Annotated in this window: 22 protein-coding genes and 2 pseudogenes; 11 read left to right on the top strand and 13 right to left on the bottom strand. The window is 60.0% G+C overall.

What is annotated here, in order from left to right; all coding sequences use genetic code 11:
- Window positions 1-16: 16 nt before the first annotated feature.
- A pseudogene (locus Q8W67_RS25400) lies at window positions 17-720 on the bottom strand (IS5 family transposase).
- A gap of 298 nt (window positions 721-1,018) precedes the next feature.
- Here Q8W67_RS25400 and Q8W67_RS25395 point away from each other — a divergent pair.
- Together Q8W67_RS25395 and Q8W67_RS25390 are read left to right on the top strand one after the other, a co-directional pair.
- Window positions 1,019-1,984 carry a hypothetical protein gene (locus tag Q8W67_RS25395; RefSeq protein ID WP_305550713.1) on the top strand — a complete coding sequence of 322 codons (966 nt, stop codon included), beginning with the start codon at window positions 1,019-1,021 and terminating at the stop codon, window positions 1,982-1,984.
- Window positions 1,985-2,316: 332 nt separating this feature from the next.
- Window positions 2,317-2,877: a recombinase family protein gene (locus Q8W67_RS25390; protein WP_305550711.1), complete on the top strand. Its 561-nt coding sequence runs from the start codon at window positions 2,317-2,319 to the stop codon at window positions 2,875-2,877.
- A 296-nt stretch (window positions 2,878-3,173) separates the two neighbouring features.
- Here Q8W67_RS25390 and Q8W67_RS25385 read toward each other — a convergent pair whose 3' ends face one another.
- Complete coding sequence (locus tag Q8W67_RS25385) at window positions 3,174-4,598, bottom strand: hypothetical protein (RefSeq protein WP_305550699.1); 1,425 nt, start codon at window positions 4,596-4,598, stop codon at window positions 3,174-3,176.
- Window positions 4,599-5,371: 773 nt separating this feature from the next.
- On the opposite strand from Q8W67_RS25385, the gene Q8W67_RS25380 reads away from it, so the two are divergent.
- On the top strand, window positions 5,372-5,803 hold the full coding sequence (locus Q8W67_RS25380; protein WP_305550674.1) for a hypothetical protein: 432 nt from the start codon (window positions 5,372-5,374) through the stop codon (window positions 5,801-5,803).
- Between the two features lie 89 nt (window positions 5,804-5,892).
- Here Q8W67_RS25380 and Q8W67_RS25375 read toward each other — a convergent pair whose 3' ends face one another.
- Entirely contained in the window at window positions 5,893-6,237 is a 345-nt protein-coding gene (locus Q8W67_RS25375; RefSeq protein ID WP_305550672.1) for an STAS/SEC14 domain-containing protein, read from the bottom strand.
- Window positions 6,238-6,404: 167 nt separating this feature from the next.
- Here Q8W67_RS25375 and Q8W67_RS25370 point away from each other — a divergent pair, with 167 nt between their 5' ends.
- Window positions 6,405-6,941 (top strand): hypothetical protein, encoded by a 537-nt coding sequence (locus tag Q8W67_RS25370; protein ID WP_305550669.1) that lies wholly within the window; start codon window positions 6,405-6,407, stop codon window positions 6,939-6,941.
- Window positions 6,942-6,984: 43 nt separating this feature from the next.
- Window positions 6,985-7,410 carry a hypothetical protein gene (locus tag Q8W67_RS25365; protein WP_305550664.1) on the top strand — a complete coding sequence of 142 codons (426 nt, stop codon included), beginning with the start codon at window positions 6,985-6,987 and terminating at the stop codon, window positions 7,408-7,410.
- Window positions 7,411-7,471: 61 nt separating this feature from the next.
- Here the strand turns inward: Q8W67_RS25365 and Q8W67_RS25360 are convergent, their stop codons facing one another.
- On the bottom strand, window positions 7,472-7,906 hold the full coding sequence (locus Q8W67_RS25360) for a tautomerase family protein (RefSeq protein ID WP_305550657.1): 435 nt from the start codon (window positions 7,904-7,906) through the stop codon (window positions 7,472-7,474).
- Between the two features lie 126 nt (window positions 7,907-8,032).
- Window positions 8,033-8,290, bottom strand: a complete 258-nt coding sequence (locus Q8W67_RS25355; RefSeq protein WP_305550655.1) for a hypothetical protein — start codon at window positions 8,288-8,290, stop codon at window positions 8,033-8,035.
- Between the two features lie 29 nt (window positions 8,291-8,319).
- On the opposite strand from Q8W67_RS25355, the pseudogene Q8W67_RS25350 reads away from it, so the two are divergent.
- Together Q8W67_RS25350 and Q8W67_RS25345 are read left to right on the top strand one after the other, a co-directional pair.
- Window positions 8,320-8,526 (top strand): annotated as a pseudogene (locus tag Q8W67_RS25350) (hypothetical protein).
- 61 nt (window positions 8,527-8,587) lie between these two features.
- Window positions 8,588-9,424, top strand: a complete 837-nt coding sequence (locus Q8W67_RS25345) for a hypothetical protein (RefSeq protein ID WP_305550653.1) — start codon at window positions 8,588-8,590, stop codon at window positions 9,422-9,424.
- A 232-nt stretch (window positions 9,425-9,656) separates the two neighbouring features.
- Here Q8W67_RS25345 and Q8W67_RS25340 read toward each other — a convergent pair whose 3' ends face one another.
- From Q8W67_RS25340 to Q8W67_RS25330, 3 genes are all read right to left on the bottom strand, one after another.
- Window positions 9,657-10,472: a DUF429 domain-containing protein gene (locus tag Q8W67_RS25340; RefSeq protein WP_305550651.1), complete on the bottom strand. Its 816-nt coding sequence runs from the start codon at window positions 10,470-10,472 to the stop codon at window positions 9,657-9,659.
- A 131-nt stretch (window positions 10,473-10,603) separates the two neighbouring features.
- On the bottom strand, window positions 10,604-11,410 hold the full coding sequence (locus tag Q8W67_RS25335) for an EVE domain-containing protein (RefSeq protein WP_305550649.1): 807 nt from the start codon (window positions 11,408-11,410) through the stop codon (window positions 10,604-10,606).
- Window positions 11,411-11,423: 13 nt separating this feature from the next.
- Window positions 11,424-12,068, bottom strand: coding sequence for a recombinase family protein (locus tag Q8W67_RS25330; protein WP_305550648.1), 645 nt, complete (start codon window positions 12,066-12,068; stop codon window positions 11,424-11,426).
- Window positions 12,069-12,281: 213 nt separating this feature from the next.
- On the opposite strand from Q8W67_RS25330, the gene Q8W67_RS25325 reads away from it, so the two are divergent.
- Together Q8W67_RS25325 and Q8W67_RS25320 are read left to right on the top strand one after the other, a co-directional pair.
- On the top strand, window positions 12,282-12,920 hold the full coding sequence (locus Q8W67_RS25325) for a hypothetical protein (RefSeq protein WP_305550646.1): 639 nt from the start codon (window positions 12,282-12,284) through the stop codon (window positions 12,918-12,920).
- 74 nt (window positions 12,921-12,994) lie between these two features.
- A complete protein-coding gene (locus tag Q8W67_RS25320) occupies window positions 12,995-13,711 on the top strand; it encodes a hypothetical protein (RefSeq protein ID WP_305550644.1) in 717 nt (238 codons plus the stop codon).
- 192 nt (window positions 13,712-13,903) lie between these two features.
- Here the strand turns inward: Q8W67_RS25320 and Q8W67_RS25315 are convergent, their stop codons facing one another.
- The 5 genes from Q8W67_RS25315 to Q8W67_RS25300 form a co-directional block, all read right to left on the bottom strand.
- Complete coding sequence (locus tag Q8W67_RS25315) at window positions 13,904-14,386, bottom strand: hypothetical protein (RefSeq protein WP_305550642.1); 483 nt, start codon at window positions 14,384-14,386, stop codon at window positions 13,904-13,906.
- Between the two features lie 195 nt (window positions 14,387-14,581).
- Window positions 14,582-15,739, bottom strand: coding sequence for a hypothetical protein (locus Q8W67_RS25310; protein ID WP_305550640.1), 1,158 nt, complete (start codon window positions 15,737-15,739; stop codon window positions 14,582-14,584).
- Window positions 15,740-16,450: 711 nt separating this feature from the next.
- Complete coding sequence (locus tag Q8W67_RS26945; RefSeq protein ID WP_370693957.1) at window positions 16,451-17,305, bottom strand: reverse transcriptase family protein; 855 nt, start codon at window positions 17,303-17,305, stop codon at window positions 16,451-16,453.
- Between the two features lie 793 nt (window positions 17,306-18,098).
- Complete coding sequence (locus tag Q8W67_RS25305; protein ID WP_305550638.1) at window positions 18,099-18,929, bottom strand: hypothetical protein; 831 nt, start codon at window positions 18,927-18,929, stop codon at window positions 18,099-18,101.
- 187 nt (window positions 18,930-19,116) lie between these two features.
- Window positions 19,117-21,741: a serine protease gene (locus Q8W67_RS25300; RefSeq protein ID WP_305550634.1), complete on the bottom strand. Its 2,625-nt coding sequence runs from the start codon at window positions 21,739-21,741 to the stop codon at window positions 19,117-19,119.
- A gap of 430 nt (window positions 21,742-22,171) precedes the next feature.
- Here Q8W67_RS25300 and Q8W67_RS25295 point away from each other — a divergent pair, with 430 nt between their 5' ends.
- Both Q8W67_RS25295 and Q8W67_RS25290 read left to right on the top strand, forming a co-directional pair.
- Window positions 22,172-23,581, top strand: coding sequence for a site-specific integrase (locus Q8W67_RS25295; RefSeq protein ID WP_305550626.1), 1,410 nt, complete (start codon window positions 22,172-22,174; stop codon window positions 23,579-23,581).
- A 205-nt stretch (window positions 23,582-23,786) separates the two neighbouring features.
- Window positions 23,787-24,898 (top strand): IS3 family transposase gene (locus Q8W67_RS25290; protein WP_305550618.1). Its coding sequence is split into 2 segments (ribosomal slippage): window positions 23,787-24,036 and window positions 24,036-24,898, totalling 1,113 coding nucleotides; the frame shifts between segments, so codons are not numbered across the junction.
- Window positions 24,899-24,924: the final 26 nt, after the last annotated feature.

The following is a 24,924-nucleotide window of genomic DNA, read 5'->3' as shown; positions in this document are numbered from 1 at the left end:
TAGGGTCTGGACTCGATCAGCACCAGAAAGCGATGACGGCGGCGAGGGCGACGGCTGAGGCATAGTTGCGGGCGAGCTTGTCATATCGGGTCGCGACGCGGCGGAAGTCCTTGAGGCGGTTGAAGGTCGCCTCGATGCGCCAGCGCTCCCGATAGCGCCGCTTGTCGTGGCGGATGCGTCGTTTGCGACTGCGCTTGCCCGGGATGACCGGCGTGATGCCCTGCGCCCGCAGATCGGTGCGCAGCCAATCGGCATCGTAGCCCTTGTCGGCAGCCAGCCGCCGGATCCGGCCAGGCGCTTCGGCCAGCACCGCAGGCGCGGTCGTCACGTCGCTGGCGTTGCCGGGCGTCAGCAAGAGGACGCCGGGGCGGCCGAGGACATCGGTGAGCGCGTGGATCTTGGTCGTCTGGCCGCCGCGCGACGGGCCGATGGCCTGTGTCCGCGCCCCCCTTTGCCGCCGTGGGCCGAGCGGTGGGCCCGCACATAGGTGCTATCGAGGGCGGCCGCATCGCCCGCCCACCCGGCCTTGGCCAGGTCCGCCAACATGGCCTTCCAGAAGCCGCGCCGCGACCATCTGTTGAACCGGTTGTAGACGGTGGTGCGCGGCCCATACTCCGCCGGACAATCACGCCAGCGGCATCCCGATGTGAGCACGTGCAGGATGCCGGAGATGATCTGCCGGTCGTCCTTGCGCTCGGGGCCGGGCTGGTCTCTGGGCATGAACGGCTCGATCACCGCCCACTGCTCATCGGAGAGCCAGAACAGGTCCGCCATCGCCACCTCCAGGCTGCAAAACAGTCGCCTGGAATCACAAACTGGCAAACCCGGCAACAGCTTGGTTCGGTTCACACCCTAGAACCATGCCGGGGACTTTGCTATCCTCCAATCAGAGCCAACCGCCTTACAGCCCAAAACGGTTTCGACAGCACTGGGTGGAAACGTCACATACCTTGGTTAGAAGATTGTGCATGACGGGGCAATGTTTTAGCAGCCTTTCAAGCTGTCGGAGACTGTATTCATGCTGATCAGAACTGCCGATGAAGAGTGGCTTTGGAATTTAGGTCGTCCTCTCTATCTTTTCGCCAATCAATCTCGCCGACATCCGTATCATGAGCATTCCGTCGTAAGATCTGCTGCCGCAGCGATCGTCTCACATCTATCTTACTGCGTTATTGACGAAGAAGAGCGTCGAAATGTCAGTCGCGCAACAATCATACCGTCGTTCACATTTCAGCTTATAATGCGAAATGACCTGTCGATCGATATTTTTTCTATACTCCGCGCGATGGATTTCCCGGACCCTATCATAGTTCGAACTAAAAATTTCGTTGCGTTGGGCCTATTAGCAAACTCAGAACTTTTCGTCGGAGTAAGGGGGACAGTGGGAGCATATGATTGGCTTATCAATTTGTCTTGTTGGCCGCGCGCAAGCAAAATTTTAGATCTGCCTACATATTTTCACGGGGGCTTTCTTTCTGAAGCGGAGGCACTCGTTGATGTTCTAAGGCAAGAAATCAGTACAAGGCGCGCACGAGTGGATAAGATCATCTACGCTGGTCATTCTCTCGGAGGTGCTATCGCCGCCATTTTACATCAAGCGAGATCAACCGTCGCTGAGGGCTCGCCAATAGACGGCGACAGCTACATCTTCGGAGCGCCACGAACGGCATGGCGGTTTGCTGGTGATTTTATAGCCCAGCCTTTTGCTGCTCGCCGAGCAGAGGATGTTGTTCCTCGTGTGCCACCATCGCTGATGGGCTTCGAGAGTTTCAGGGATCAGCGGGACCTCAGCGGCGAGGCATACACCGACAGAGGACTCATCGATCTGCGCCCATTCCTCATTTGGTTAGACGCTATGGCTTTTTCTAAATTTATTGAGGGGCACTCAGTAGAAAATTATCGCGATGAAGCTATCAAGACGGCGTCTCAGCACCCCGATGTATCTCGGTACATTCAACAAAACTTGCTTTATTTTTGTCGATGAATTAACTTTTCCTATTGCGCTGGATCGGATCTAACGTCGTGAGTTTTGCATGAACATCGTCGCTATATAAATTATTTTTAATCCAACGTGCCGATCAGATGCTTCATCCTAAAGACGAAGGCTATTTACAGGCTGGCCTCGCCGGACGGGAGATATCGGCAAGCTAATGACACAAGCCCCTGCTCTAGTGGCGGCGCCTAGCGCTCGACTGTCAGCCGAGCTTTACCCTGCCACAAGCTTTATCTTTGAGCTTTAACAGGGTCATGCCCCAGTTTCCGAGATCCATCTGGCAGCAGGAAGCGCATGCTCATCGGCCTCGCGAGAACTCGACCTTGGAACAGGAGGCCGGGCTCGACGCCCAGAAGCGCGCGCTCACCGCTGCCGGGGTCGAGAAGCTGTTCGTGGAGCAGACGAGTTCTGTCGGGCCGCGCCCGGCGCTTGAGGCTGCAATCGAGTTCGGGCGTGAGGGCGATACCCTCGCGGTCACCGATCTCTCGCGCCTTGCCCGGAGCGTTCCTGATTTCTGCCGGATCCAAGCGCGCCTCGCAGCGAAGCGGATCGAACTCCGTGTGCTCAACCTCGGCCTCGACACCGTCAATCCAACCGGCAAGTTGATGCTCAATCTTCTCGCCAGCATCGCCCAGTGGGAGCGCGAGATGATGCTGGAGCGTCAGCGGGAAGGCGTGGCCAAGGCCAAGCTCGAAGGGCGCTACAAAGGCCGCGCCCCGACTGCGCGCCGGAAGGCCGAGCAGGTTTTTGCGCTCGCTGACCGAGGCGTTCGGAAGACGGCTATCGCGGCCGAACTCGGCATGAGCGAGCGGTCGGTCTTTCGACTATTAGCTCAGAAGGCAAGCGTGGCAGATACGGCAGGTAAGGCAGCCACGCCGCCATAAGCTCCCCCGCGCTGTCGTTGTCGGCGCAGCGCACGTAGACGGTTGAGAGCCCTTCCAGGCAATGGGGCCGCCGTTCGACAATCTCGCCGTCGCCGCGGGTATGCAGCAGGTCGTGCAGGATGAACTCGTCCTCGGCGTGGACAGTGAGTTGCGCTTCGTTCACCGCGGGGTCGCGGGCAGGACTTTTAGAACTTTCAACGAGTTCACGGATTCGCATCGACAGTCTCCTTTGCAGCAGGAGTATTTAGCGGCACGGTGGGGCTGGATTGCCCTACCGTCAGCAAGGTTGGCTGCGGTCAGGTTGAAGGCTGCGACGAGCCCTTCGGGCGTCCCCGACCCTTGTAGGTTCCATTCGCGATCTTGACCTCTTTGAGGGCGCTTCGGCTGTCACGCTTCCGCTGAGCATCCTGCGCTTTCAGGCGCGCGTCCCGCTTTGCTGCCGTCTCGGTGGCCGTCGCCGAGATGCGCTTCCCAACGCGGGAATGATGCGGGCGCACGACATCGAGGATACCAGCCATCACCACCGGCTCAGTGACCACGTCGGTGTAGCCTGCGCCGATCAGCCGGTTTCGCAGGCGCTCAGCCTGCCCGTGGTCGTACAGGTACACGGCGTAGTCGCCTGAGTAATTTGGATCTCGGATCGCGCCACGGCAGGCGAACTGGAAAACGTCCTCATCCTCGCGCGCCGCCTGGATGTCCTCGCGGTTGAGACCGAGGGCCCTGATGATCGCTTCGTCGTCCGGCGTAGCCTTGGCCGAGTAGATCAGGGCGCATGACGTGTGGTGGCGCAGGCTGTTGGTTCCGGCCAGCTTCGGGCTGGTCTCGTCGCCACCAATCCGGCAGGTGAAGAATGGGACGATGTCGTAATTCGAGGCCCAATAGCCATCGAAGCCAATGCCCTCCAGGTGACGTGAGATCGCCACGAGGCAGGAGCGGCCTTCCTTTTTCTCCCACCAGCCTGTCGAGCCAGGATGCTGGGTGTAATAGTAGATCCGGATCTGCGGCTGGCCGGTGCGTGGGCCTCCTACGTGAACGGCTTCGACACGCACGCCGCCCGCACGCCGCATGGCATGATCGGCGAGGCTGCCGGGGTATCCGGCCGCGGCCACCTTGACGGTGGCGGCGAGGCGGAGCGCAGCCAGAGACCAGACCGACCTCCACCTGACAGGAGGCGCTTTTGGCACGCCAGCATCCTCCCAAGCGGCAACATCAACCTCGACCACCCGGCTACCCGAGCCCGCAAGGCGATGGAATTCGATGAGCTTGGCGCCACCGACATCTTCTCGAATCTGGTCCAGACTGATCGGCTCTGCACCCGATCGAAGGTTCACACGGAACCAGCCGGGCTCGTCGCCGGGGGTCAGTGCGTAGCGCGCGCGCATCGCAGGCCAGGAGGTCGCGAGGCCGATGCTTCCCGATGGTGTCGCAGCCTCGGGGAGTTCGTCCCACCGCACGTTCAGTCCCTGAAGCTCGTCCGGATACAACTCCATCGCGGCTGCGTGTGTGGTGATGATCACGGTGTGGGCCTCAACGGCATTGTCGATGGCTTCCCGCAGAGCGCGGACGACGCCGCGCTTCACGCCCGGCACACGGGAGTGGATCGGCACGATCGTCGGCGACCGGCCTGCTGCTGCGGCCATATCCTTAAGCCGGGCAGCCTGTTCCTTGATGAGGTCGATCCGGGGGAGCACGAACAGGTAGATGGCGGTCGTTGTCGCCAACTCCTTGATGAACGTCTCAGTCTTGCCTCCGCCGGGGGCGCTGGTGAGTAGGATGAGCGTAAAATCGCTCGTTATACATTTCGCGACGCTCGAAATTAATTCAGTCCGATGCATACTTAGAGAACCAGTGTAGAATTACTGGACCGAATTTACGTGAATTCATCCACGAGGTGGTAATTAAAAGAAATATTGACCTACACGAAGCAGTGGTTGTTCTTAAAACGCGCCGTGCTTGTCGGGTGCGGGCTACGCCCGCGCGCGCAAGGACGAGCGCGTACAGCGGCGGGCGCGGCCCGCCCTGTCACAGCGGGTGGCAATCATGTCGGGGATCAATCCCAAGGCGGCGCAGATTGCGCCGCATCAGGATCTCTAGCCGCCTCGCCCATCACGGCCGGGTCTGCGCCCCACCCGCTCTGCGCTCGCGGCTCGGCCTGAAGGCGAGATGTCAATGGCCGGAGGCGCCCCCTCAACACCTCATACCTACTCGCCCATCGCCTCTGGCTCATCTCATCGCCGCTCCTTATCGAACGCGCCGCAGGCGCGCTCAGGCATGCATCGGACGCATTTGCCGTCCGCGAGATCCCAGAGTACTCAATCCACTCCGGCTTTGTGCCGGAAAGTTCAGCCGGACGCTCGGCCCATTCGCCTCTTCGAACGGTCAACGGCGCATTTTCTGATCAAAAGAATAATTTCGACTTCCCCGAGCAGCATCTGGCATCAAGAGAAAGCAGCCCAATTGGTGGGCCCGGCGATTGCCAGAAAGTCATTGCAGCATGAAGATTAAGATCTGGAAGCACGCGCGTAAATTTGAGCGCGGTGTATTCATTGTTCCGAATAACATTGGCCGTCGCTTCGCGGGAGAACAATCCTTGAATGCCCATTTTGAGGTGCCGGTCGTTTGGTGCAAACAGAAATGCTTGATGCGCTTCTTTGGCCATTCTGAGGCTGTCCCGATCAATCCGCTCGCGACCCGTCTCCTGAAGCACGAGCATCTTGTGGTCCGTGGGCCTGTGCAGGTCGTCACCCGTGTTGAGGAATGTTTCAAACTGCGGGCCTGGGCCACGCGCGCGGAGGTAGAGGACGCCCTCGAAAACCTGGGCCTCAGCGCGGCCCCAATCATCATCAGTGTCGGTAAGCGTGTCCCACAGCAGGAGATCTACACAGCGACCGCGAACGATCTGTTCGCCGTCAGGAGGTGCCTCTGATCGCCTCGATACGGTTGAAGCTACTCGCCGCGCTCTGATGCGGGCGCGCGGCTTCCTCAGGGTGGCTGCTGACGTACTCCCCAGTCAAATTAGGCGGCAGCCGGTCCGGCCTCAGCGAGGTACGCCCACGCCTGCTCCTCCTCAGCCAGATCGAATGTCCTTGTCTCAACCAGGATGACCGTCCCCGACGACTTGATCATGGCGCGAGCGAACGTCGGTGCGCCCACCACGACATACTTCCGGATGTGGGCGACCGACCGGACCTTCACCTCGTTCGCGTAGCCGTCGAACTTCGCGCCAAGATCCGAGCCTTCGTAGTTCGGCATAATCAGCAGCATGTCGATCTTCCCGTGTGCCTGCATGGCCTTGTCGGTGATCGAGGACATCCACTCGATGTCCGGCTTCGTGATCTTGTCATTGATCTCGAAGGCCATGAGATCAGCACCGCTGCCGTCACCTGCGCTGAAACGGCCACGTCGTGCGGATGATCACCGAGGCCAAGTGATTTTCGTTGCGGGCATCGTTCTCCCTGCTAAGCTTCATGCAACCGTAGGGTGATCAGCGCGGCGCGCGCGACCGCTTCCGGTTCATGAGATCGGTTGTGGACGTAGAAGAGGCACGTAAGCTCGCTCGGTATGCCTTTGCGGGCATAGTTGGCTTGGGGCTGCTGTCTGGGTTCATCGCGATGGCGCTGGATGACCCGGCGGCGCGCAAAGCCCAGATCGAGGAGGCAAAGCGTCAGGCCGACGCGGAGCAGTTTCGTAAGGATGAGGCCGCGCGCGTGGAGAAAGCCCGACTCGAAGCTGAGGACAAGCGCGAGCGCGTCCAGCGCGACGCCGAATGCCGTCAAGATCTTGAATGCTTCGCCGGGCGCGGGAAATTTTATGCGCTTCTCTACTGCCGCCGAGCGATCGAGCGGAGCGCCGAATACCAGATGGAGTGGACGGACGGGTTCTTCGGAACGCCGTTCCCGCAGTTCCGCTGGAAGGACAAGGACAAGGGCATTGTCGAATACCGCGGTGATAAAGCCAAGTTTCAGAACGGCTACGGCGCGTGGCAGAACGCGGCCTACACCTGTTTGATCGACGTGCCCAACGAGAAGATGATCGACTACACAATCCGCGCGGGGCGCATCTAAGGCGACATCGCCTGTCCTTGAGAAATTCCGGGAGTGAACGACGGTGCGTTTCGGTGTTCGGCGGCCAAGTCTTCGCGGGCGGATCTCAGCGCGTACATCCTGGAAGCGCTACGTCCGCCACAGCATGGGGATTAAGGCGCCCCGCGGCTACGGCTTCCTCACCAACCCGAAGAAGGCGCTCTACAACCGGGTCTACAATCGGACCACGGTTTCGGCCGACAGCGTGTTCAAGTCGAAGCGCTCGAAGTCCGGACCCGAACTGGGTGAAGGCTCTGAGATCCCCGAAAACCTCGTGATCGGACTCTTTGCCTGCGCCGTCATGATTGGCCTGCTGATGTGGCTCGGTCTCAGCTTCAAGCTGTCTCTGATCCTCACGGTGCTCGCCGGGTTGATGGCGATCCTTGGTGAGGAAGCCTTCAAGGGTCTCGCGATCCTTGCCTTCATCGCGTGGTTCTTCCTGCACGGGTAGGAGCAGTCTCGCGAGATCGGCGCGAGAGGCAGCACTACGGCGGCCCCGCCTCGGCTGTGCATCAGGACGCCGCGATAAGCTTCTCACGCAACGCGCTCGGCAGTGACGCGAGCCAAGCCTCCTCGTCGCCCGGCTGCGGCAGCACGTTGCCGAACTCCGCCACGCCCTCGGCCGGGATGTCCGAAATGTAGACCCACACGCTCTCGGTCGAGACACTGAGGATCTCGCCCGTCTCACGCATGATCCGCTTCAAGATCGCGGCCTTCTGCTCGCGTGTGCGACCGGCCCGGATGTCGGCTCGGACCCAAACATGATTGTCCGGGGCCGCCTCACCGCCGATGAACATCGAGCCGGGCTCGACGGTGTAGAACACCACCTGGACGAAGTAGCGTGGCGCCGTGGCCTCGACCTGATGGATGGTTGTGACGCTCTCGACCAGCTTGCCGCGCTGCTCGGGCGACAGGTGCTTCATCGTCGTGAACGCGTAGGTAGGCATCGCCGTGCTCTCCCGTCGAGGAGTGGCAGAGTAACTGGAACCAGGGTCATCGCATCCCCGCCCGGGCGACAGGGGCTGCCGTACTTCGTCGTCGAGTTTGTCGATCACGACGGACCGTAATACCAGCTAATCCACGGTGCGCCATTTCACGGGCGGCAGGGCTTCACCGGGCGTGCTCGCATCCCGCTGGTAGAACGTCCGCCGATCGCCGGTCACGACCTCCGCGACATCATCGATCGCCTCGATCAGCCTTGAGGTCGCGTTGTAGAATGGTCTCTGCGGCTTGGCCCTCGTGAGGACGAGGACGCACTGCTGCCGCCAACGCCGCACGTCTTCCAGGAAGGCGACCTCCTCGGCCCGCACGAAGACTCCTGGCCTCGCCATTCCGCTGCTGCGCATCGCCCTGCGGCGAGATAGAACGGCACCGGAACTATGGGGAGGAACCGGCGCAGACGGAGAGCGGGGCGCTGAAGAAGGCCGGGAACCTCGTCAAGCGCATGCCCGGTGCGGCGGCGCTCAAAGTCGAGGCTGACGAGGAGCCCGGCGAGCTTTGAGGCGTCGCGGTATTAGGCCAGTGGGGCGAGGTTCCTGATGGCTTCGCCCAAAGCTTGCTGGGTTGATCGCCGCATGTGCCGATCAGGACGAGTGAATCAGAAGATTCGTGCCTGGATCGAACGACACATGCCGCGCGACGAACAATTAAAATCAGATGTGAGACAAAAAGCGATGCCAGAAATAAAAAGACAATATATCGACAGCGTTCTAACATTATCTGATAGCAATAGGCAGCCTAGCGGTACAGCATTCATTGTAGAATACACGCAAAGATTCGGCGAGCCCAGGCATTACTATCTTAGTACATGTGATCATAATACAAATCAAGCAATCACGATCTTCAGCGGAGATCAAGAGATACAAGAATTCCACCCAGAGGAGTGGCATCGTCCAACGGGATGCGATGATATCGCCATAATCGATGTGACTGAAAACCACTCATTTCCCCGCCACCTATCTCACATGTCGTTTAACATCGGGGAGAGTGTGGACCGAACTCGCGGATTTTATGATATTGGCGTCGATTTATACATGCTTGGACTCTTGGTTGACGACAACGATCCCAGCAATTACTTAATCAGAGCAAGATTTGGGAACTTGAGCGCCTTCGCGGATGATAGATTTGTGATGGAAATGGGAAACAAGAAAAAATGCCCATGTCACTTAGCTGATATGAGGTCAAGAGGAGGATTCTCCGGATCTCCTGTGATAGCCTACTATGAAATACCGGCGCTAGATGGTCATGTCATTCAGAAATCAAGTCTCCTTGGAATACACAGTGCTCAGCACAAAGAACCGGTCAAGACAGAAGAGGACGGATATGTCACGGTGATTAGTCTGCCATCAAGCGTCAGTCGCATCGTACCGGCTTGGAGTATTAAAGATCTTATCGTTTCGAACGAAAAATTGGCTGATTTGAGGATGGAGAGGATTCTGGCGGACTCAAAATCAAAAAATCAATGAAACCGCTCCACTCAAAATCAAGTTTTTGACGAAATCGTGCAGAACACGGAGTAATGCAGTCTGTCAGTCGATCTCGGTAGGCTCTAGGTGGAGCAGCGCGGTACGAGCGCTGTCGCCAATATGCAGCCAGGGTCAGTGATGCCTTCCGATCTTGACCAGAGCCAAGCCACAAGACCGTTCATTGCGCGGCTTCGTCAGGTGCGGCGGTAGGCAGAGCAATCTTTCTGGCTCATCACGCAGCCAGCGGGACCGCGCCATAAAACACTGAACCGACGCGCTCTTCGCCAGCATTTAGGTCGAGCACCGGCCGTGCCCAGGCGGCGTGTAGCGCGAGCGGGGGCAGGATGATCCAGCCATCCTCCGCATCGCCGACTGCGGTGTAGCGGCCGACAGCAACGCAAAGTGCAGTGAGCCCGCAGACTAGGGCCGCACGGTCGTCGTGATTGGTGACCGTGGCCAACGGTACGGCAAGGCGGCGGCCCGGCAGGAGGTGCTCGACTAAGCTCTCCATCCCGCCGGTCTGGACAAGGTGGCAGAAGAACGTGTCCGAGCGGTCTCCTCGGCGCGCATTGAGGGCAGCCGGGTTCTCGATCAGCATCCCCAGGAACGCGCTCGGAAAGGCTTCCACGATCGCCCGGTCGTGGATGCCCACGTCGTGAACGGTGGGACCGATGTGGCAGACCCTCAGAACGGCCTTGGCGCAGGCGTTCGCATGGGCGTTCAGCAACCTGCCGACTGGGGCGCTGGACTGACCGGGCTTGCCGATCAGCGGCTGGAAACGACGGGTCAGGAGGCGCTCCGCGGCTCGGTATCGGCCGATGATGTCGAGACCTCGCCGAAGCGGGCCATCGAAGGCGGCGGCGCTCAGGGAGGCGCTAACGGCAACACGGGAGATCGTGTCAGTGCGTTCCGGCTCCACTGCCCGGAAGCGCTCGATCGTCCATGAGACGGTGGCCTCATCCCATTCGAGGCAGCAGACGGCGCTCGTCCTAGCAGTTGGGGAGCAGCCCACATCGATGCCGAGCACGGAGCCTCTGGAGAGCAGCACGGAGCCATCCTTCTTCGATGAGGCGCCACTTTGCCATCCATAGGTTGAAACCGCTTGATTTGAACCAAGCGGAACAGCGCGGTTCTACCAAGCTCTCATTGACGAAGCTCTCGGCCACAGACTGGACCAAGTCAGCGCGCCTGCCATCGACGTGTGAGCGCCTGCGCAAATCCCTCAAGGTCCGAGGGATCGTGCCATCGGTGGATCATGCGGTGGCAGTTCGAGCAAAGCACGGCGAAGTCATTGATCCCGAACCGGATTTCCTCACCTTCGCTCAGGCTGGCAAGCGGGTGCAGGTGATGAGCTTCAATGAACTCCGAGCCGAGGTCGCCGTACATGTCTCCGAAGGCGAAGCCGCAAGCCTCGCACGTGAAGCCGCGCACCCGCTTCACCTCCGCCGCTGCGGTGGAGGCCCGCTCGATACGGCGGTGCTCCCGATAGCGCTTCCGCTCGACTACGGAGAAGAGCTTTTCATCGTCGTCAGCATCATCCCTCTCCAGCCCGGCGGCCTTCAACGCGCGCCACTGCTCCGGTGAAAGCGTGAAGACCGTACCTCCGCGTGCCCGCGCCGCGTTCAGCGAGGAGATCATCGCGCCGTACTCACCATCGTCCCAGAGGGGATGGGGGAGCGGGATGTAGCTGACGGCCACGCGGCTCATCACGTCGCGGGCTCGGCTCGGGTTGAGGTGGAAAGGATTGTCCGTATCCGCACGGAGCACCGGACCTTCTACGACCTCACCAAGTGCGATGATGCCTCTCCCACCACCCTTGCCGCCGCGCGTCTTCCAGATCGCGATGCAGTCGCCAACCCGGATGTCGCTCCGGCCGCTCGTCCACCAGTCCGCGCTCAGGCGAAAGATCGCCTCGGTGATGCGGTACTCGTTTGGGTCCGCGACCAGAGTCCAGTAGCGCCGCTCACCGGCTGCACGAGCGGCCATCGTGACCCCAGTCTCACCCAACAACCGATGCTACTTGAACGTCGCCTTCCCGCATACGCTTGGCGACCTTGGCGATCGTCGCCCGGCTCGCCCCGGTTGCGTTGGTGATTGAGGACCAAGAGATCCCGGCCGTCAGCATCTTCGCGATCCCGGCGTTGCGCGCCACGTCCTCGACCCGGCCCTTGTACCTGCCTTCGGCTTTCGCCTTGGCTTGCCCCTCGGCCTGACGGCGGCGGCGGTCCGTGTAGTCCTTGCGCGCGACCGCTGCGAGCATGTCCAGCAGCATCGCATTGATCGCCGTGAACATGCGGTCCGTGAACTCGTCCGTGAACTCGGCGACCATGCTCCACGAGGTCGGCAGGTCGAGCGCTACGACGCGCACATGCCGGTTCGCAATCTCGACCTTGAGCTTCTCCCAGTCGGTGGCGGTGAGGCGCGAGAGCCGGTCCACCTGCTCGATCAGCAACACGTCACCAGGGTGCGCATCCCGAAGAAGGCGGAAGAGTTCCGGGCGGGCGAGCTTCGTGCCGCTCTCGGTCTCGACGTACCAGGAGGCAATCCGCAGCCCGCGTTCGCGGGCGAACTGTTCGAGAGCACCGCGGGCGCGCTCGGCGTCCGAGGTAGAGACGGACGCGCGCATGTAGGCCCGGACGTGCATCGACTCTCACTGGTTCAGTTAGGATGGTTCGATGATGCTCAGTGCGTTTTGAATGGTCAAGTTGATGGTTTTGAACCATCCCCAGGCTAGTGCAGCCAAGGCATACCTTTATCGAACCAACCGCTTGTCACGCGTCTGTGAGAGACCCTTGAACGAAGCACCTTTCTGTTCTTTGGCGATGGTCTATTATGGGCTGGATTGGAGAAAGATTTAATGCGTTACAAAACTGCACTGATCGCGCTCTTCGTGTTCACGAATATATCTCAAGTCCAAGCGCAGGATGCAAAGCAGCAGCGCATCAACCAAGCCATCGATGCCGCCGAGCGAATTTGCTTGGTGGGTAATAGATATAAATTTACTGCGGATGTCTCAGGTAGCGTGACCATTACCAAGCTCCTCCCTGGGGGACAGGGAAAAGTTGTTGTTGATGGAGCACAAGGAAAAGGAAGTCAGTTTTTCGAAAACGAAGACGTTCGCCGAAATGTTGATTACGATATTCGGGAATGTATGAAATCACAGTGGCCCGCAGTGCTGCAGGTGATCGACAAAAGTTCCCAGCTACAGGACAGACCTTCGCAAAATACTATCAAAATTCAAAACGCTGTTTACGGATCAAGATGGCACCCGAATAAGTTTTGTACGAAAATTAATTATATGAAAGCTCAATGTGAGGACCACACCACCTGCCAATTTTCATGCAACAATGAAAGCTCCGAATGTAAAGACCCCAGCAGGGGTGATAGCTCTAAACGGTGCATCATCAATTATGTATGTAGTCAGAAGCCGCTTGATGTAATTCCCCTGACTTTCGTTGAAAGTGGAGCCGTTCTCACCATGTCATGCCCGAACTAAGCGGCCATCATTAAACTGGCAAAGCTCGGTCCGATCTGACCTACAACTCGGACATCTGAAAAAGGCTGGACCAGATGAACAACGAGAAGGCCGAGCCCATTCCACCGTTCCCGGTGGACGATGATCGGTCAATCGGGTTCCACATTGCGGTGGGAACGCTCGACGCCGCGGCGTCCCTCGTGCCTGGGGTGAGCTACGGCGTGCAGCAGCTTGTACGCCAGTTCATTGGGGAACCCTTGGAGCGGCGGCGCGAGGGTTGGTTCACTTCTCTCGGGATTGGTGTCCGGGAGCTTCAGGATCGGCTCGACGGCTTCGATCCGGCCACCCTCGGTCAGAACGAGGAGTTCATCGACACTGTCGCTGAAACCACACGAGTCGCGATGGCGACGCACCGCGCTGAGAAGCTGGAGGCCCTGCGTAACGCCGTGCTCAACACGGCCATCGGCCTGACAGTCGAGGAGGTCCAGCGCGGGACATTCATCGCGCTCCTGGAGCGATTCTCGACGCTGCACCTACGTTTGATGCAGGTCCTCAGCAACCCGCTGGAAATGCCGGAGATCTTGGCGATCGGGGGATCCAAAGCCATGATGCCGGTGACGGACGCGTTGGTGGCTGCATTCCGCGAAAGGGCGGATCGAGCCGTCGTCGGCACTGTGCTGACCGATCTCCAATCGGCTCATCTTCTGCGAGATCTGAACACCGCTGCCATCTCCACGGATCCGCTCACCTCGCGGTGTCTCACCCCGCTCGGGGAGAGTTTCGTGCGGTTTATCTCATCGCCGTTGGTGTAGCGCCCTCAGGCTGTGCGGTTACCCGCGGTCCTCTTGCCCCGTGCTCACTCACTGATGACCGGCCGACAGATTGCCTCGATTTCTTTCACCACAGCGTCCACCCGTGGCGTGATCGGGTCCTCGTCCATCCGCCGAGCGAGGATCTGGCGCTGCTCTTGGTAGAACTTCGCGAGGATGAGGTGACCAGCCTGATCAGGATCGCATCCTCTCGATCTCATCGAACACGGCCTCGGCCTGAAGGTAGCGCTTGTGGGCCTGCCGGGCGTGCCGGGCATGCCTATCCGGGTGCAAGGCCATCCGGTAGGCGCGCCGAGCCGCGATCAGCAGGAAGTCAGGCGCACCTGGATGAAGCCCGACTTTTCGATGCAGGCACTGCTCCGGCGTCTCTGAGCGCACGTTGGAGGCCGAGTGCGCTCGGACGAGATCGGCTTTGAGCGCGGCGATCTGGGCGTCGCGCTTTGCGAGCAGGACGGCTTGTTCCCGCAGATCACGATCGACCTCCAGTCGCCGCTGTGCCTGATGCTGCTCTCGGATCATGACGGCGATGGTCTCCATCAGGGTCATGCCGAGCAAGCCGCCGATCCACAACACCAGCCCCGCGATCGGCAGAGGCAACCCGGCCAGCGTGAACGTAATTACGACGAGCAGCCCGACGCGCAGCCGCCAGCCCGGCATCGATAGGATGCGGATTGCGATCGAGTGTAGGGCGGTCAAAGGTAGACGGCATCCGCTGCGAGAGCATCGCCGTGAGCAACGCGAGCGATGGTCTTGCCTGTGGAGCGCCGCTTCCCAAGGTCTCCGATCATGAGGCTGTGCCGGTGGCACCGGACCAGGATGGACGCAGATCGGTGGTATGCGAAGGCGCCCATATCAGGCCACCTCGTCCAGCGTTTCCCGCAGCCCCTCAGCGATCTCTACTATCTCGTTGCCCCAGCCCACGTAGTTGTCCGGCTCTGCGAGAGCGTGCTCATTGAGCAGCCGCGCCGCGGCGATGACCGGTTCGCGTTCTCCTGGAGCGAGAGCCAGCAGTGCCACTCCGCAAGCCGAGAGCTTCTCACGCGCGATCTGCGCCCGATCGGCAGGGACACGCCGATTGTCAGCCGCGTAGAGACCCTCCAAAACAAAGCCTCGGTCGGTATGTCGGAGTTCGGCCATTGTGCCCGGTTCGCCGCAGCGACCGGACCTGACCTCCACGTAAGCAAACGCACCGAGGAAAACCTCGTTGATCCTGGCGCCCAAGCAATTTTTGTAGCGCCTTCCCGCATTGGCGAGCTTCGCAGGGCTGTCCAGGACGATCAGCGCCGGGTCGCCGCGCAGGTCGATTTCGATTGGAGGACGATCGAAACGCGCGGCCCAGAATTTCACCAGATCGGCCGTATGGCCGCCCGGCTTGAGCCGTTTGAGACTGGCTCGGATAGCATCGTCAGTCGCCCCCGAGCACCTCGCCCGTATGTACGTCATCGCGGAGTGAAGCTGTTGAACCTGACGAGGTTCGGTAAGGCATCCCACGAATGCGGGGTGAAGAAGCACTGGATCCAGAGCGCTCACGATCTCGATCTGAACACCCAGCAGATTTCCGCCGATCTGACCGAGAACCTTCACGCGGCGCTGGTCAGCGGGATCTCGCGAGAGATGCAGGCGTGCGAGTTCGTAGTAGGTTCGCGGTCCGCCGATCGGGTCATCGCCCAGACGCGCTAGAGTTCCGAGCAGACCGGCAGGTGGTCCGGTGAGGACCGCCCGGACCAGATCGCGAGGGCGGCGGAGGCGGAGAACGGCTTCGGCAAGGACGGTGGCAGAGGACGAACTCGTGAACTCCGACATCCCATTTGCGGACCGGAGGTGCTCGGCGACCGCGTCCAAGCCGAGGATCTCGGCGAGCGCGAGCACTAGGAACAGGGCTTGCCGCCGCTGCCGTCCGAAGCGGAAACTCTCAGCGAGCAGGCCGGGACAAGCGCTATCAAGTGAGATGGCAAGTTCCAGCGCCCACCCCGAGTAGGACGCCGCAGGCCGCCTGTTCGTCTTGATCACGAGAGTTGAAGATAGGTCCAAGGGCGCGCTCCAACGCATCGCCGTGGTTGCGCGCCTCGGGCGCCAACCCGTCTCGACCTTTCTGAAAGCTTAGCACAGAATCGATATCTCACAACGTGTGCAGCCGATGATCCACTTTCGCGTCTGGTCGGCCCTTAAGACGCTGGACGATTGAGGCTCCTTTCGTCATCCTCGGCTTCAACATGACGACATCGACTACGAGAATGGTGGACGCCGCGGCCATCCTGAGCAACATCTGGGCGAAGAACGCGCTCCGTCGCACATCAGGTTTGCCTCTCTGGCCGGTGCGGGAGACGTTCGAGCGCGAACTGGAGCAAGCGCGCTGGCGGGCTCACGTCGAAGCTAACTACGAGACTAATCGGACTCGGGTGCTCGGCGAGCTTCGGGCTCGCCATGGCGAAGGGTTCGGGCTCTCGGCAGGGGCGCGCTGGGTGATCGAGGCCAGGACCTCCCAAGCGTTGCGCGACTCGTTTCAGTCGGCCCGACCGTATAATACTTCTGATAAACCGATTAAATGTTGATTGTATATGAAATGATGACAATATTGAAATCAGCCATGGCGGCATGTCAACACATAAAAAATCATTCTGTTGTTTTGGGACACCAAGTCAAATAACATTTTCAATAAATTTTGCAAAATCTCTATAATATAACGAACAATTCGTCTACTCGGCGGAGGTTATAAAAATATTACATCTTGTTCATCAAGCGTCTGATCTTAGAAACCCGGTCCTTACACTTCTTCATCTGCGCAGATTCTGGCTCTATACTCTCCCAAAAGGCAATCTTGCCTTGAAGATGCTCCATATAGTTAGGGTTGAATATTTTCCGCTTTGACAGATGACTAGCAAGCCCCGCTGACCAAACGAAATATACGTCTCGCTGCAATTCCCTTCGATATGACCGGGTTAATCGCGGCTTACCCGCTGTTATATCAAGTCCAGTCACAATTTTTTTGTCCCGAGGACCGCAAATACGCGTCTTCTCCTCGTTTATAATAAACCCTTCCGCATTTATGATTTCTCTAATCAAATAGTTTGTCCCAACCTCTATTTGAACGCCAGATATGGTTATATCGTCGGCATATCGAGTATATCGAAGATTTTTTGACAAACATAGACTATAGAGCCGGTCGTCCATCTGCCTACAAATAATATTACTGACAATCGGACTCGTCGCGGCTCCCTGAGGCAGGCGACCATTTAAAGTACATAATCGCCCCAGCAGAAATGAGACATTGGGCGGGAACCCAAATGAATTGAAGATATCGATGACTCGGTTGAGAGATATGCTTGGAAAAAAATCTTTGATATCGAGTTTAAGAAGAACGTCGCGCTTACAATGAAGAGAGGCATTTCTCAAAATTGATTGATTGCGCCGAAATCCAGTGGCGCACCTGCTTACCTGAACTTTCTGCAATATGTGCTCGGATATCCATCTTTGACATTCTAGTATTGATGGATAGGGGCTTTGTATTAGACCCTTACCACCTCGCCTCTTCCTAATAGTGAAGCTTCTATAGAACTTACCTGTCCCAAACACCATGGCATACAGCGTACCCAAATCCCGCCCGATCAATAAAGACAAATGCACATCTTCAAAAATTGGAGGAACACCCGCACGAAGCATGGGGCCAGCATAGTCAATATACTCTCGAATGTAGTCCTGATTGATCCCCAGATCTGAAAAGTAAGCTTCCCATTTTTCGACACTACTCTTTGACATTATAAGGCGGCCGACGTTACTTGATCAATCCGTTGCGAGCAACGCATCAGCAATGCAGACAAAAGGCGCTGTGAGTAGTCTCACAGGGCCTTTTTGGCTGTATTGCTGGTCACCCGATAGGGTGACACACCGGGGGGCGACTTTGGCGGGACGCCAAATCGAACCCCGGCGATGGCTTACGCCAGCCTTACCCGTAGGAGCGACTACACTCCTAAACGCTAACGTCGGCCGCCTCGCCCAGCACATTAGTCGCCTCCCGCAGCTTGTCCAGCACCCTTTACAGCATGCCTCAGCCGCGATCGCCGGGGCGCATATGGCTCGAAGGGTTGAATTTGTGACGCCTGGAACGTTGGCGGGACTTGGCGCCAAGTTTTTTCTCCGCTGAATGCGAACAGATGCTGATTTTCGTTAATCCAATTTCTGCCAAGGGTAGTGAGAACAATGAGGCCCTCATCCATTCGCAATAACCCATCGGCGTTCAGGCTACTGTACGCCTGAAAAATTTCGCGAACCGATGATCCATATTTTATGGTCAGGCGGCCCACTATAAGACCGTCCTCGCTCTCCAATGCAAGACGCAAGATTAACGCCTCTTGTTTAGTCAGCTTTCGTCTCATGGGCCGCTCCTTATAAAAATGACTTTCCTTTTTTTATCAGCCGAATTTCGAGGCCACCAGAGTATGGGAAAGTTTGAATTCGGTGCATTCCAGTTCTTGACAGAAAACAACGCTTCCGCTCCTCCGTACCCTAACGCAGGAACGGGCTTCCCATTAAAATTCTTAGCAAGCCTGCTCTCTAAATCGCTCATTACGCTAAGTGCGTCGGCTAACTGCTGGCCGGTGAAATATGAAGAAAGCCCTGCTTGAAGCTCTTGCTCAGTATCGACGACGATCCCCTTTTCATGAATATAACTCTTTGCACCCGACATGCACGAGATCAGCAACACCCTGATAGATAGATCGTGATTTCTATTTGCTGAGTCCTTTGAAATTACATTTACTCGCTGAACGATTGTCTTACCTGTACCTGAAAACTCGTCCGCTAAGATGCATTTTTTGTATGATGTAAGTTTTCTCAAAAACTGCGGAACGCTATTATATATTTCAACATTACTGTAGTCGCGAAGCATTGGTTTTATTAGCTGGACGACAGCCTGAGAACTGTCGGGATCGAAACTTGCTGATGTAGCAACTAATGCTGTAGGGTCAGATCCGGCGTAGTCGATAATTTTGTTTGCCATAGATTTCAAGGCGAAGTTTACCTGCCTTTCGGAGAGAACTTTGATTTTCGATACGATATGCTCAATCAATTTCTTCTCAGTAGCCTTTTTGCATTCATTGAACAATGCTCTTATACCCTCCTCGTAGTCGGCCAATATTTCATTTTCCAAATAAAGGCTAAACAAAAAATTGTCCAGCTTTGCTTTTCTGGAGTTGCTGCTCATGGCCCGTTTGACTACAAACATCAGCGACATAAAACGCAATTGTGACCAAGTCACAAAGGTCGATTTAGCTGTTCAATACGCGCAATTTGCCTCGGTAAGACAAAATTTGCCGGGCTGTCCCGATCCACTGTTCCATAGAAGTCACTGACTGCGATCCGTTACTCGAACTGTCAAACAGTGCCCACCGCTACCGACAGGCCACGAACACGCTCAGCCCCTTGGCATGCTCGGCAAGATCAGGTGGGGGCAGGGCGGCAGTGTCGGTTCCTGTCGCATAGGCCACGCCGTTGCTCTCCAGGAACGCCCCCGCCAGCGAACCCTTGATCGCGAAGTTCACGTTCTGCGGGATATCGCCATTCGTGGCCACCATCACCTTTAAGGCGTTCAGCTTCGCGCTCACCACACCGATCAGGTTTCCGGCGGCATCCACGAGCGGGCCACCCGAATTGCCCGGCTGCACGGGTGCCGAGATCTGGAAGTAGCGGCTATCATCGGCAAGCCCGGTCAGCGCCGTGACGTTGCCTAGCGTGAAGTTGCCCGAGGTCGAGAGCATGCCCGACAACGGGTAGCCGAAGGCTGCCACCGCCTCTCCGAGCCGCACCCCCGTGCGCAGGGCGGCGATCTTCACCGGGGTAATCTCCGCCTTCAGAAGCGCAAGGTCGTTTGTCCGGTCCTGGGCCACGAGCCGAGCGGCTACCAACCCGTTCGGTCCGTTCACCTCGATGGCCGCGCAGTCCTGAACCACATGGGCGTTCGTCAGCAGGTGGCCAGCGCGGCTGATGAAGAAGCCGGTGCCCGACGAGGCGGTGTGCGGCTTGGGATCCGGCGGCCGGGGAGCAACGGCGGGCGGCGTCGGAACGATCGGCGGCGAGGGCGTGGCCACCGCAACCGCCGGAGGAGGGGTTACGGCGATTGGCGCCGTGAACGGCGCGCCCGACATGCTTGCGGCCAGCGACCCCGAAACCAGCACCGCGACGCGCTCCATGTGCAGGTCGGTCTCGGCGGACTTCCAGGCCAGGAAGAAGCCGAGTGTGCCCGCCCCATCCCGGTGGAAGCGCATGTACCAGTCCAACCCGTCCATCCCGGAGGCTGATATCGCGAAGAAGTCCGGGCGCAGCACTTTGTAGTTCACCCGCACGCCGTCACCGGCGAACCGTTCGAGGGCCGCGCGATAGCCGTCCTCCAGTGCGCTTGGGGTGGCGATATAGGTGAGCGTCACGCGCTTGGCGGGGTCGGTCCAGATCACGCCCGAGCCCGTGCGCTCCTCGCGCAGCCCGAGGCCGAACGGCACCCAGATCGGGCGACCCCGATATGGGTGTGCAGCGGCTCGAAAACCCCAGGTGCGCAGCAGCGGCGTTGCCTCGCTCATGAGCGCGGCGGTCTGCGCCTCATCGATCACCCCAGTGACGGGTAGCCCGCTCTGCGACTGGAAGCGCACCACCGTCTCGAACAGTCGTTTGGAGAAATCAACGTTCGGAACGGCGACCTGATGGCCGGTAGCGGTCAGCAGCACCTGAAGGCGGATACGCTCATTCACCGGCTGGGACTCGAAGGCCGCAGCGGCGACCTCGTACCGGGCTGGACCCGTAGGCACAGTGGTTGCGGGCGGTGCCACCGCCAGGGGCCCGAGCCAGGGCGTAGGATAGCCTGCTTCGTTCAGGTGACGCCGTAACGCGGTCGGGAAGTCGGTCTTGCGCTTCCGCGCGTCCGGGCATTTGGCCAGGGGCAGGGCGACTGTGCATTCCTCGTAGGGCCACTCAGCATTGCGGTCGTAGAGTTGCAGCATGCGCGCCCACGCGGCCTCACCGCGTCCGACGAGGATGCTCTGCGCGACCCAGCCGCCGAGGAAATTGTTGTCATGCCACCGCTCGGGGTCGAGGCTTGCCGCGTGCTCCATCCCCGCGAGCCGCTGGCGCTGGTAGCCCGCGAAGTTGGCGTGGCGGGTCACATCCTCCAGCCGTCCGGCGCGCACCCAGTGGATCTGGGCAGGTGGATTGGACGAGGCATAGGGGCCGAAGGCGTACAGGAAGCTGTTATCGCCGTTGAGCAGTTCGTAGGTGCCGTCCCCATCGAGATCCTCAAAGGCGTAGCCGCCGCTATCCAAGGTCTCGCCGTCCGCGACCGACCAGCGGCCTGTACGCGTGGCCTGCGTGGCGATCTTCGTCACCGTGCAGCAGTGCGCTCCGCCCCAGAACGAAGTGAACACGATGCTGAGGCGCGGCGAGATCGGGTCGAGACGCAGCGCGGTGGCCTCAGCGAAGTCCGTGTTCGACTCGTCGTCGGTTCCGCGCGTGGACTGATCGAGGGACATGGCGAAGGCCGTCTGTCCATCCTCGCGGCCTACAGCAACCGGGTGGCGATCACCGTCCTTCCCCCTGGCGCTACCGAGGAGCACGGAAAGGCTGCCGACCCGTAGGATGCTATCGTGCTTACCGTCGTACTTGGCGGTCGGACCATTGAGAGAGGGCGGTGCCGTCCAGACCTGCTCGACGTAGCTGTCACCGCGCGAAAAGATAAAGTCAGTCGGCAGGCCACCTGTGCGGGTCAGGCGCTGGCGTAGGGCGCGAGGATCGGCGGCGTTCTCCGGCCCAGCGACGACCGCGAACCAGCCGTTGGCCGCACGCATGACACGCACGCTTGGGAACTGCCAGCGATGGTAGCGAGCGACGCCGATGGCGGCGTCGAGGTCCGGTCGGCTGGCGAGAACGACCCACCGCGCGTTGCCGGACAGGGCGAGATCGCTCGCATCGGCGACACAAAGCGGCGCTGTCAGAAGGAGCACCGCGACAAGACCGGCCCACAACCTGCCCATTCCAACCTCCAGGTTGCAAACTGGCTGGGTCGGGGCAGCGGATCAATCTGAAGTCGAAGGCTATCCAACCTTCACGCGGCGAATCGGTCTGCCTGTGTTAAATTTCTTCGGTCGTGCGACGCCGTGGAGGCGTCTGGCACCACACAAACCGTCAGCAACTTTGGCACACCCCTGGCACACCACCCCTGAAAAGATCAGGGCCGCCAGATCGGCGAAGCAGCTAAGTAGCTGTCGATGAAAGGGAAATTTGGCGCACCCGACACGATTCGAACGTGTGACCTTTGCCTTCGGAGGGCAAGAACCCGGCCTGCCAGAGGTCGCCTTGAACCTCCCACACTACGCAATTTCAATGACTTAGAACGCCTCTTCCTGCCACGATCCGTCAGGAGTATCCTCCTGCGCTGTAGCCCGACTGTAGCCCGAGATCGACATGGCGAGCAAACTAACCCTGCAGCTGATCAAGGCGGCCAAGCCCCGCACGGAGCGCTACACTCTGTGGGATTCCGACGTCAAAGGCTTCGGACTGCGTGTGAACGCCGACGGTTCGAAGAGCTACGCGCTGAAGTACCTGTTCGAGGGTCGTCAACGCTGGCACACGATCGGCAAGCACGGCTCGCCCTGGACGCCCGACACTGCGCGCACCGAGGCGCTGCGTCTGCTCGCCCAGGCCCGCACCGGGATCGACCCAGAGGAGGCCAAGCGCGAGAGCACCCGCGCAGACCTAACGGTGAGCGAGCTGTGCGACCTCTATGTCGAGGCTGCGCGCCGCGGCGAGGTGCTCACAAAGTTCGACGAGCCGAAGAAGACCTCGACGCTCCTCACCGACGAGAGCCGCATCCTGCGCCACATCAAGCCCCTCCTCGGCAAGAAGAGGGTGCGCGCCGTGACGTCCGACGATGTCGAGCGCTTTCTGCATGACGTCGCCGCCGGCAAGACGGCGCTCGACGAGAAGACCGGCCGACGCGGGCGCGCGATCGTCGAGGGCGGCCGGGGCGCGGCGACCCGCACCGTCGGGCTGCTCGGCGGCATCTTCACCTTCGCCGTGCGGCGGAAGTTTCGCCCCGACAACCCCGTTCAGGGCGTGAAGCGCTTCAAGGACAAGCGCAATGAACGATACCTCTCGCAGCCCGAGATGGCGCGGGTTGGCGCCGTGCTCGCCGCGAGCGAGGCGGCTTGGGCGGCGCACGAGGTGGCGATCGCCGCCTGGGCCGCCGCGGGGCGGACGGGACGCCCTCCGAAGCTGCCGGCGGAGGCCTTGAACCCCTCCGCGGCCAACGCGGTGCGGCTCCTCCTGCTGACCGGGATGCGCAAGTCCGAGGTGATGAACCTGCAGTGGCGCCAGATCGATGCCGAGCACGGCTATCTACGTCTGTCGACGAGCAAGTCTGGCGCGAAGGGTGTACCAGTCGGCGCGAGCGTACTCGCCTTCCTTGCTGGTCTTCCGCGCATCGCGGGCAACCCGCACGTGTTTCCCGGCCAGATCGCAGGACGCCCGTTCGTTGGCCTACCCAGGGTCTGGAAGAGAGTTTGCGAGCGCGCAGGGCTGGAGGGCGTCCGCATACACGACCTGCGCCACTCCTTCGGGGCGACGAGCGCCTCGTCTGGCAACAGCCTGTTGCTGCTCGGCTCGATCCTCGGTCACCGCGATCCCAAGACGACGCAGCGCTACGCGCATCTCGCCCGCGATCCGGTGCGGGTTGCCGCTGATCAGGTCTCGAGCCTCATCGCCAACGTGCTCGAAACCCCGATCGACCAAACCAGTCCCGAGCTTCGAGCGCCGTCGACCGAGCGACCTAATCGACAGGCCCGCATTGTACGTAGGCGCCCCGCCTCGACGTAGCGATTGCGCCTTGATGTGGCTCACGATCCCGGCTCCGTCCTGCGGGTCGACTCCGGCCCGAAAGGCCTTCGGTGGGCGGCGCACCGCACTGCCCCCGTCACCATGCAATGTCCGAGGAGCCCGACCGAGGATCGCGCTACTGGTGACCTTGCCCCCTGGTCTGCCCTCGTTTTGAAGCTAGGGTCCGTCGATGAGGAGACGGACGATGAAGAAGAGCCGGTTCCGCGAAGAACAGATCATCGGCATCCTGAAGGAGCAGCAGGCTGGGCTGCCAGTGGCTGAGATCTGTCGCCGCCACGGCATCAGCGATGCGACCTTCTACACGTGGCGCTCGCGTTTCGGCGGCATGGAAGTCTCGGACGCGCGCCGTCTGAAGGCGCTCGACGAGGAGAACCGCAAGCTCAAGAAGCTCCTGGCCGAGGCGATGCTCGACGTGGCCACGCTTCGCGAGGCGATGGGAAAAAACTTCTGACGCCCAGCGCACGGAGAACGGCCGTGAGCTGGGCCATTGAGGAGAAGGGCTACTCGCAGCGTCGCGCCTGTGGGCTGATCGGCCTGGAGCCGAAGTCGTACCGCTACGCCTCGACCCGCGGCGACGATGCGACCGTGCGGGCACGCCTGCGCAGCCTGGCTGGCGAGCGCCGCCGTTTCGGCTATCGGCGTCTGCTGATCTTGCTGCGCCGGGAGGGCCTCACGCTGAACCACAAGAAGCTCTTCCGCCTCTATCGGGAAGAGCGGCTGTCGGTGCGCAGGCGTGGTGGTCGCAAACGGGCCCTTGGCACGCGAGCGCCGGCCGCCGTGCCCCAGGAGCCGAACCAGCGCTGGAGCCTCGACTTCGTCTCGGACATGCTCGACGATGGACGGCGCTTCCGCATCCTCGTCGTGGTCGACGACTGCACCCGGGAGTGCTTGGCGCTGGTGGTCGACACGTCGCTGTCCGGGCGGCGGGTCGCGCGCGAACTCGACCGGATCATCGCTGGCCGGGGCAAGCCACTGATGATCGTCTCGGACAATGGCACCGAGCTGACCTCGCACGCCATCCTGCGCTGGCAGGAGGAGCGTGCGGTCGAGTGGCACTACATCGCCCCCGGCAAGCCGCAGCAGAACGGTTTTGTCGAGAGCTTGAATGGGCGCTTGCGCGACGAGTGCCTGAACGAGCATCTGTTCCGGAGCCTGTCGGCGGCCCGGACCATCATCGAGGCCTGGCGGGTCGACTGTAACACCTGCCGCCCTCACACGAGCCTCGGCGGGCTCACCCCGAACGCGTTTGCAGCCCGGTCCCGACAGGACCAGAACCAGAACGGACTCTGGTTATGAACGGGGGCAAACAGGGGGCAAGGTCA

The organism is Methylobacterium sp. NEAU K, from assembly GCF_030700285.1.
In the GTDB taxonomy this organism is placed as follows: Bacteria; Pseudomonadota; Alphaproteobacteria; order Rhizobiales; family Beijerinckiaceae; genus Methylobacterium.
This window is presented reverse-complemented; position numbering and strand designations above follow the sequence as displayed.

Excerpts from the sequence above, each read along its gene's own strand:
- Q8W67_RS25320 (WP_305550644.1), top strand. The coding sequence starts at position 12,995 with ATGAACAACGAGAAGGCCGAGCCCATTCCACCGTTCCCGGTGGACGAT.
- Q8W67_RS25325 (WP_305550646.1), top strand. The coding sequence starts at position 12,282 with ATGCGTTACAAAACTGCACTGATCGCGCTCTTCGTGTTCACGAATATA.
- Q8W67_RS25295 (WP_305550626.1), top strand. The coding sequence starts at position 22,172 with ATGGCGAGCAAACTAACCCTGCAGCTGATCAAGGCGGCCAAGCCCCGC.
- Q8W67_RS25395 (WP_305550713.1), top strand. The coding sequence starts at position 1,019 with ATGCTGATCAGAACTGCCGATGAAGAGTGGCTTTGGAATTTAGGTCGT.
- Q8W67_RS26945 (WP_370693957.1), bottom strand. The coding sequence starts at position 17,305 with ATGGTGTTTGGGACAGGTAAGTTCTATAGAAGCTTCACTATTAGGAAG.
- Q8W67_RS25345 (WP_305550653.1), top strand. The coding sequence starts at position 8,588 with ATGCCGCGCGACGAACAATTAAAATCAGATGTGAGACAAAAAGCGATG.
- Q8W67_RS25380 (WP_305550674.1), top strand. The coding sequence starts at position 5,372 with ATGAAGATTAAGATCTGGAAGCACGCGCGTAAATTTGAGCGCGGTGTA.
- Q8W67_RS25300 (WP_305550634.1), bottom strand. The coding sequence starts at position 21,741 with ATGGGCAGGTTGTGGGCCGGTCTTGTCGCGGTGCTCCTTCTGACAGCG.
- Q8W67_RS25375 (WP_305550672.1), bottom strand. The coding sequence starts at position 6,237 with ATGGCCTTCGAGATCAATGACAAGATCACGAAGCCGGACATCGAGTGG.
- Q8W67_RS25355 (WP_305550655.1), bottom strand. The coding sequence starts at position 8,290 with ATGGCGAGGCCAGGAGTCTTCGTGCGGGCCGAGGAGGTCGCCTTCCTG.
- Q8W67_RS25330 (WP_305550648.1), bottom strand. The coding sequence starts at position 12,068 with ATGCACGTCCGGGCCTACATGCGCGCGTCCGTCTCTACCTCGGACGCC.
- Q8W67_RS25360 (WP_305550657.1), bottom strand. The coding sequence starts at position 7,906 with ATGCCTACCTACGCGTTCACGACGATGAAGCACCTGTCGCCCGAGCAG.
- Q8W67_RS25315 (WP_305550642.1), bottom strand. The coding sequence starts at position 14,386 with ATGCCGGGCTGGCGGCTGCGCGTCGGGCTGCTCGTCGTAATTACGTTC.
- Q8W67_RS25335 (WP_305550649.1), bottom strand. The coding sequence starts at position 11,410 with ATGGCCGCTCGTGCAGCCGGTGAGCGGCGCTACTGGACTCTGGTCGCG.
- Q8W67_RS25305 (WP_305550638.1), bottom strand. The coding sequence starts at position 18,929 with ATGAGCAGCAACTCCAGAAAAGCAAAGCTGGACAATTTTTTGTTTAGC.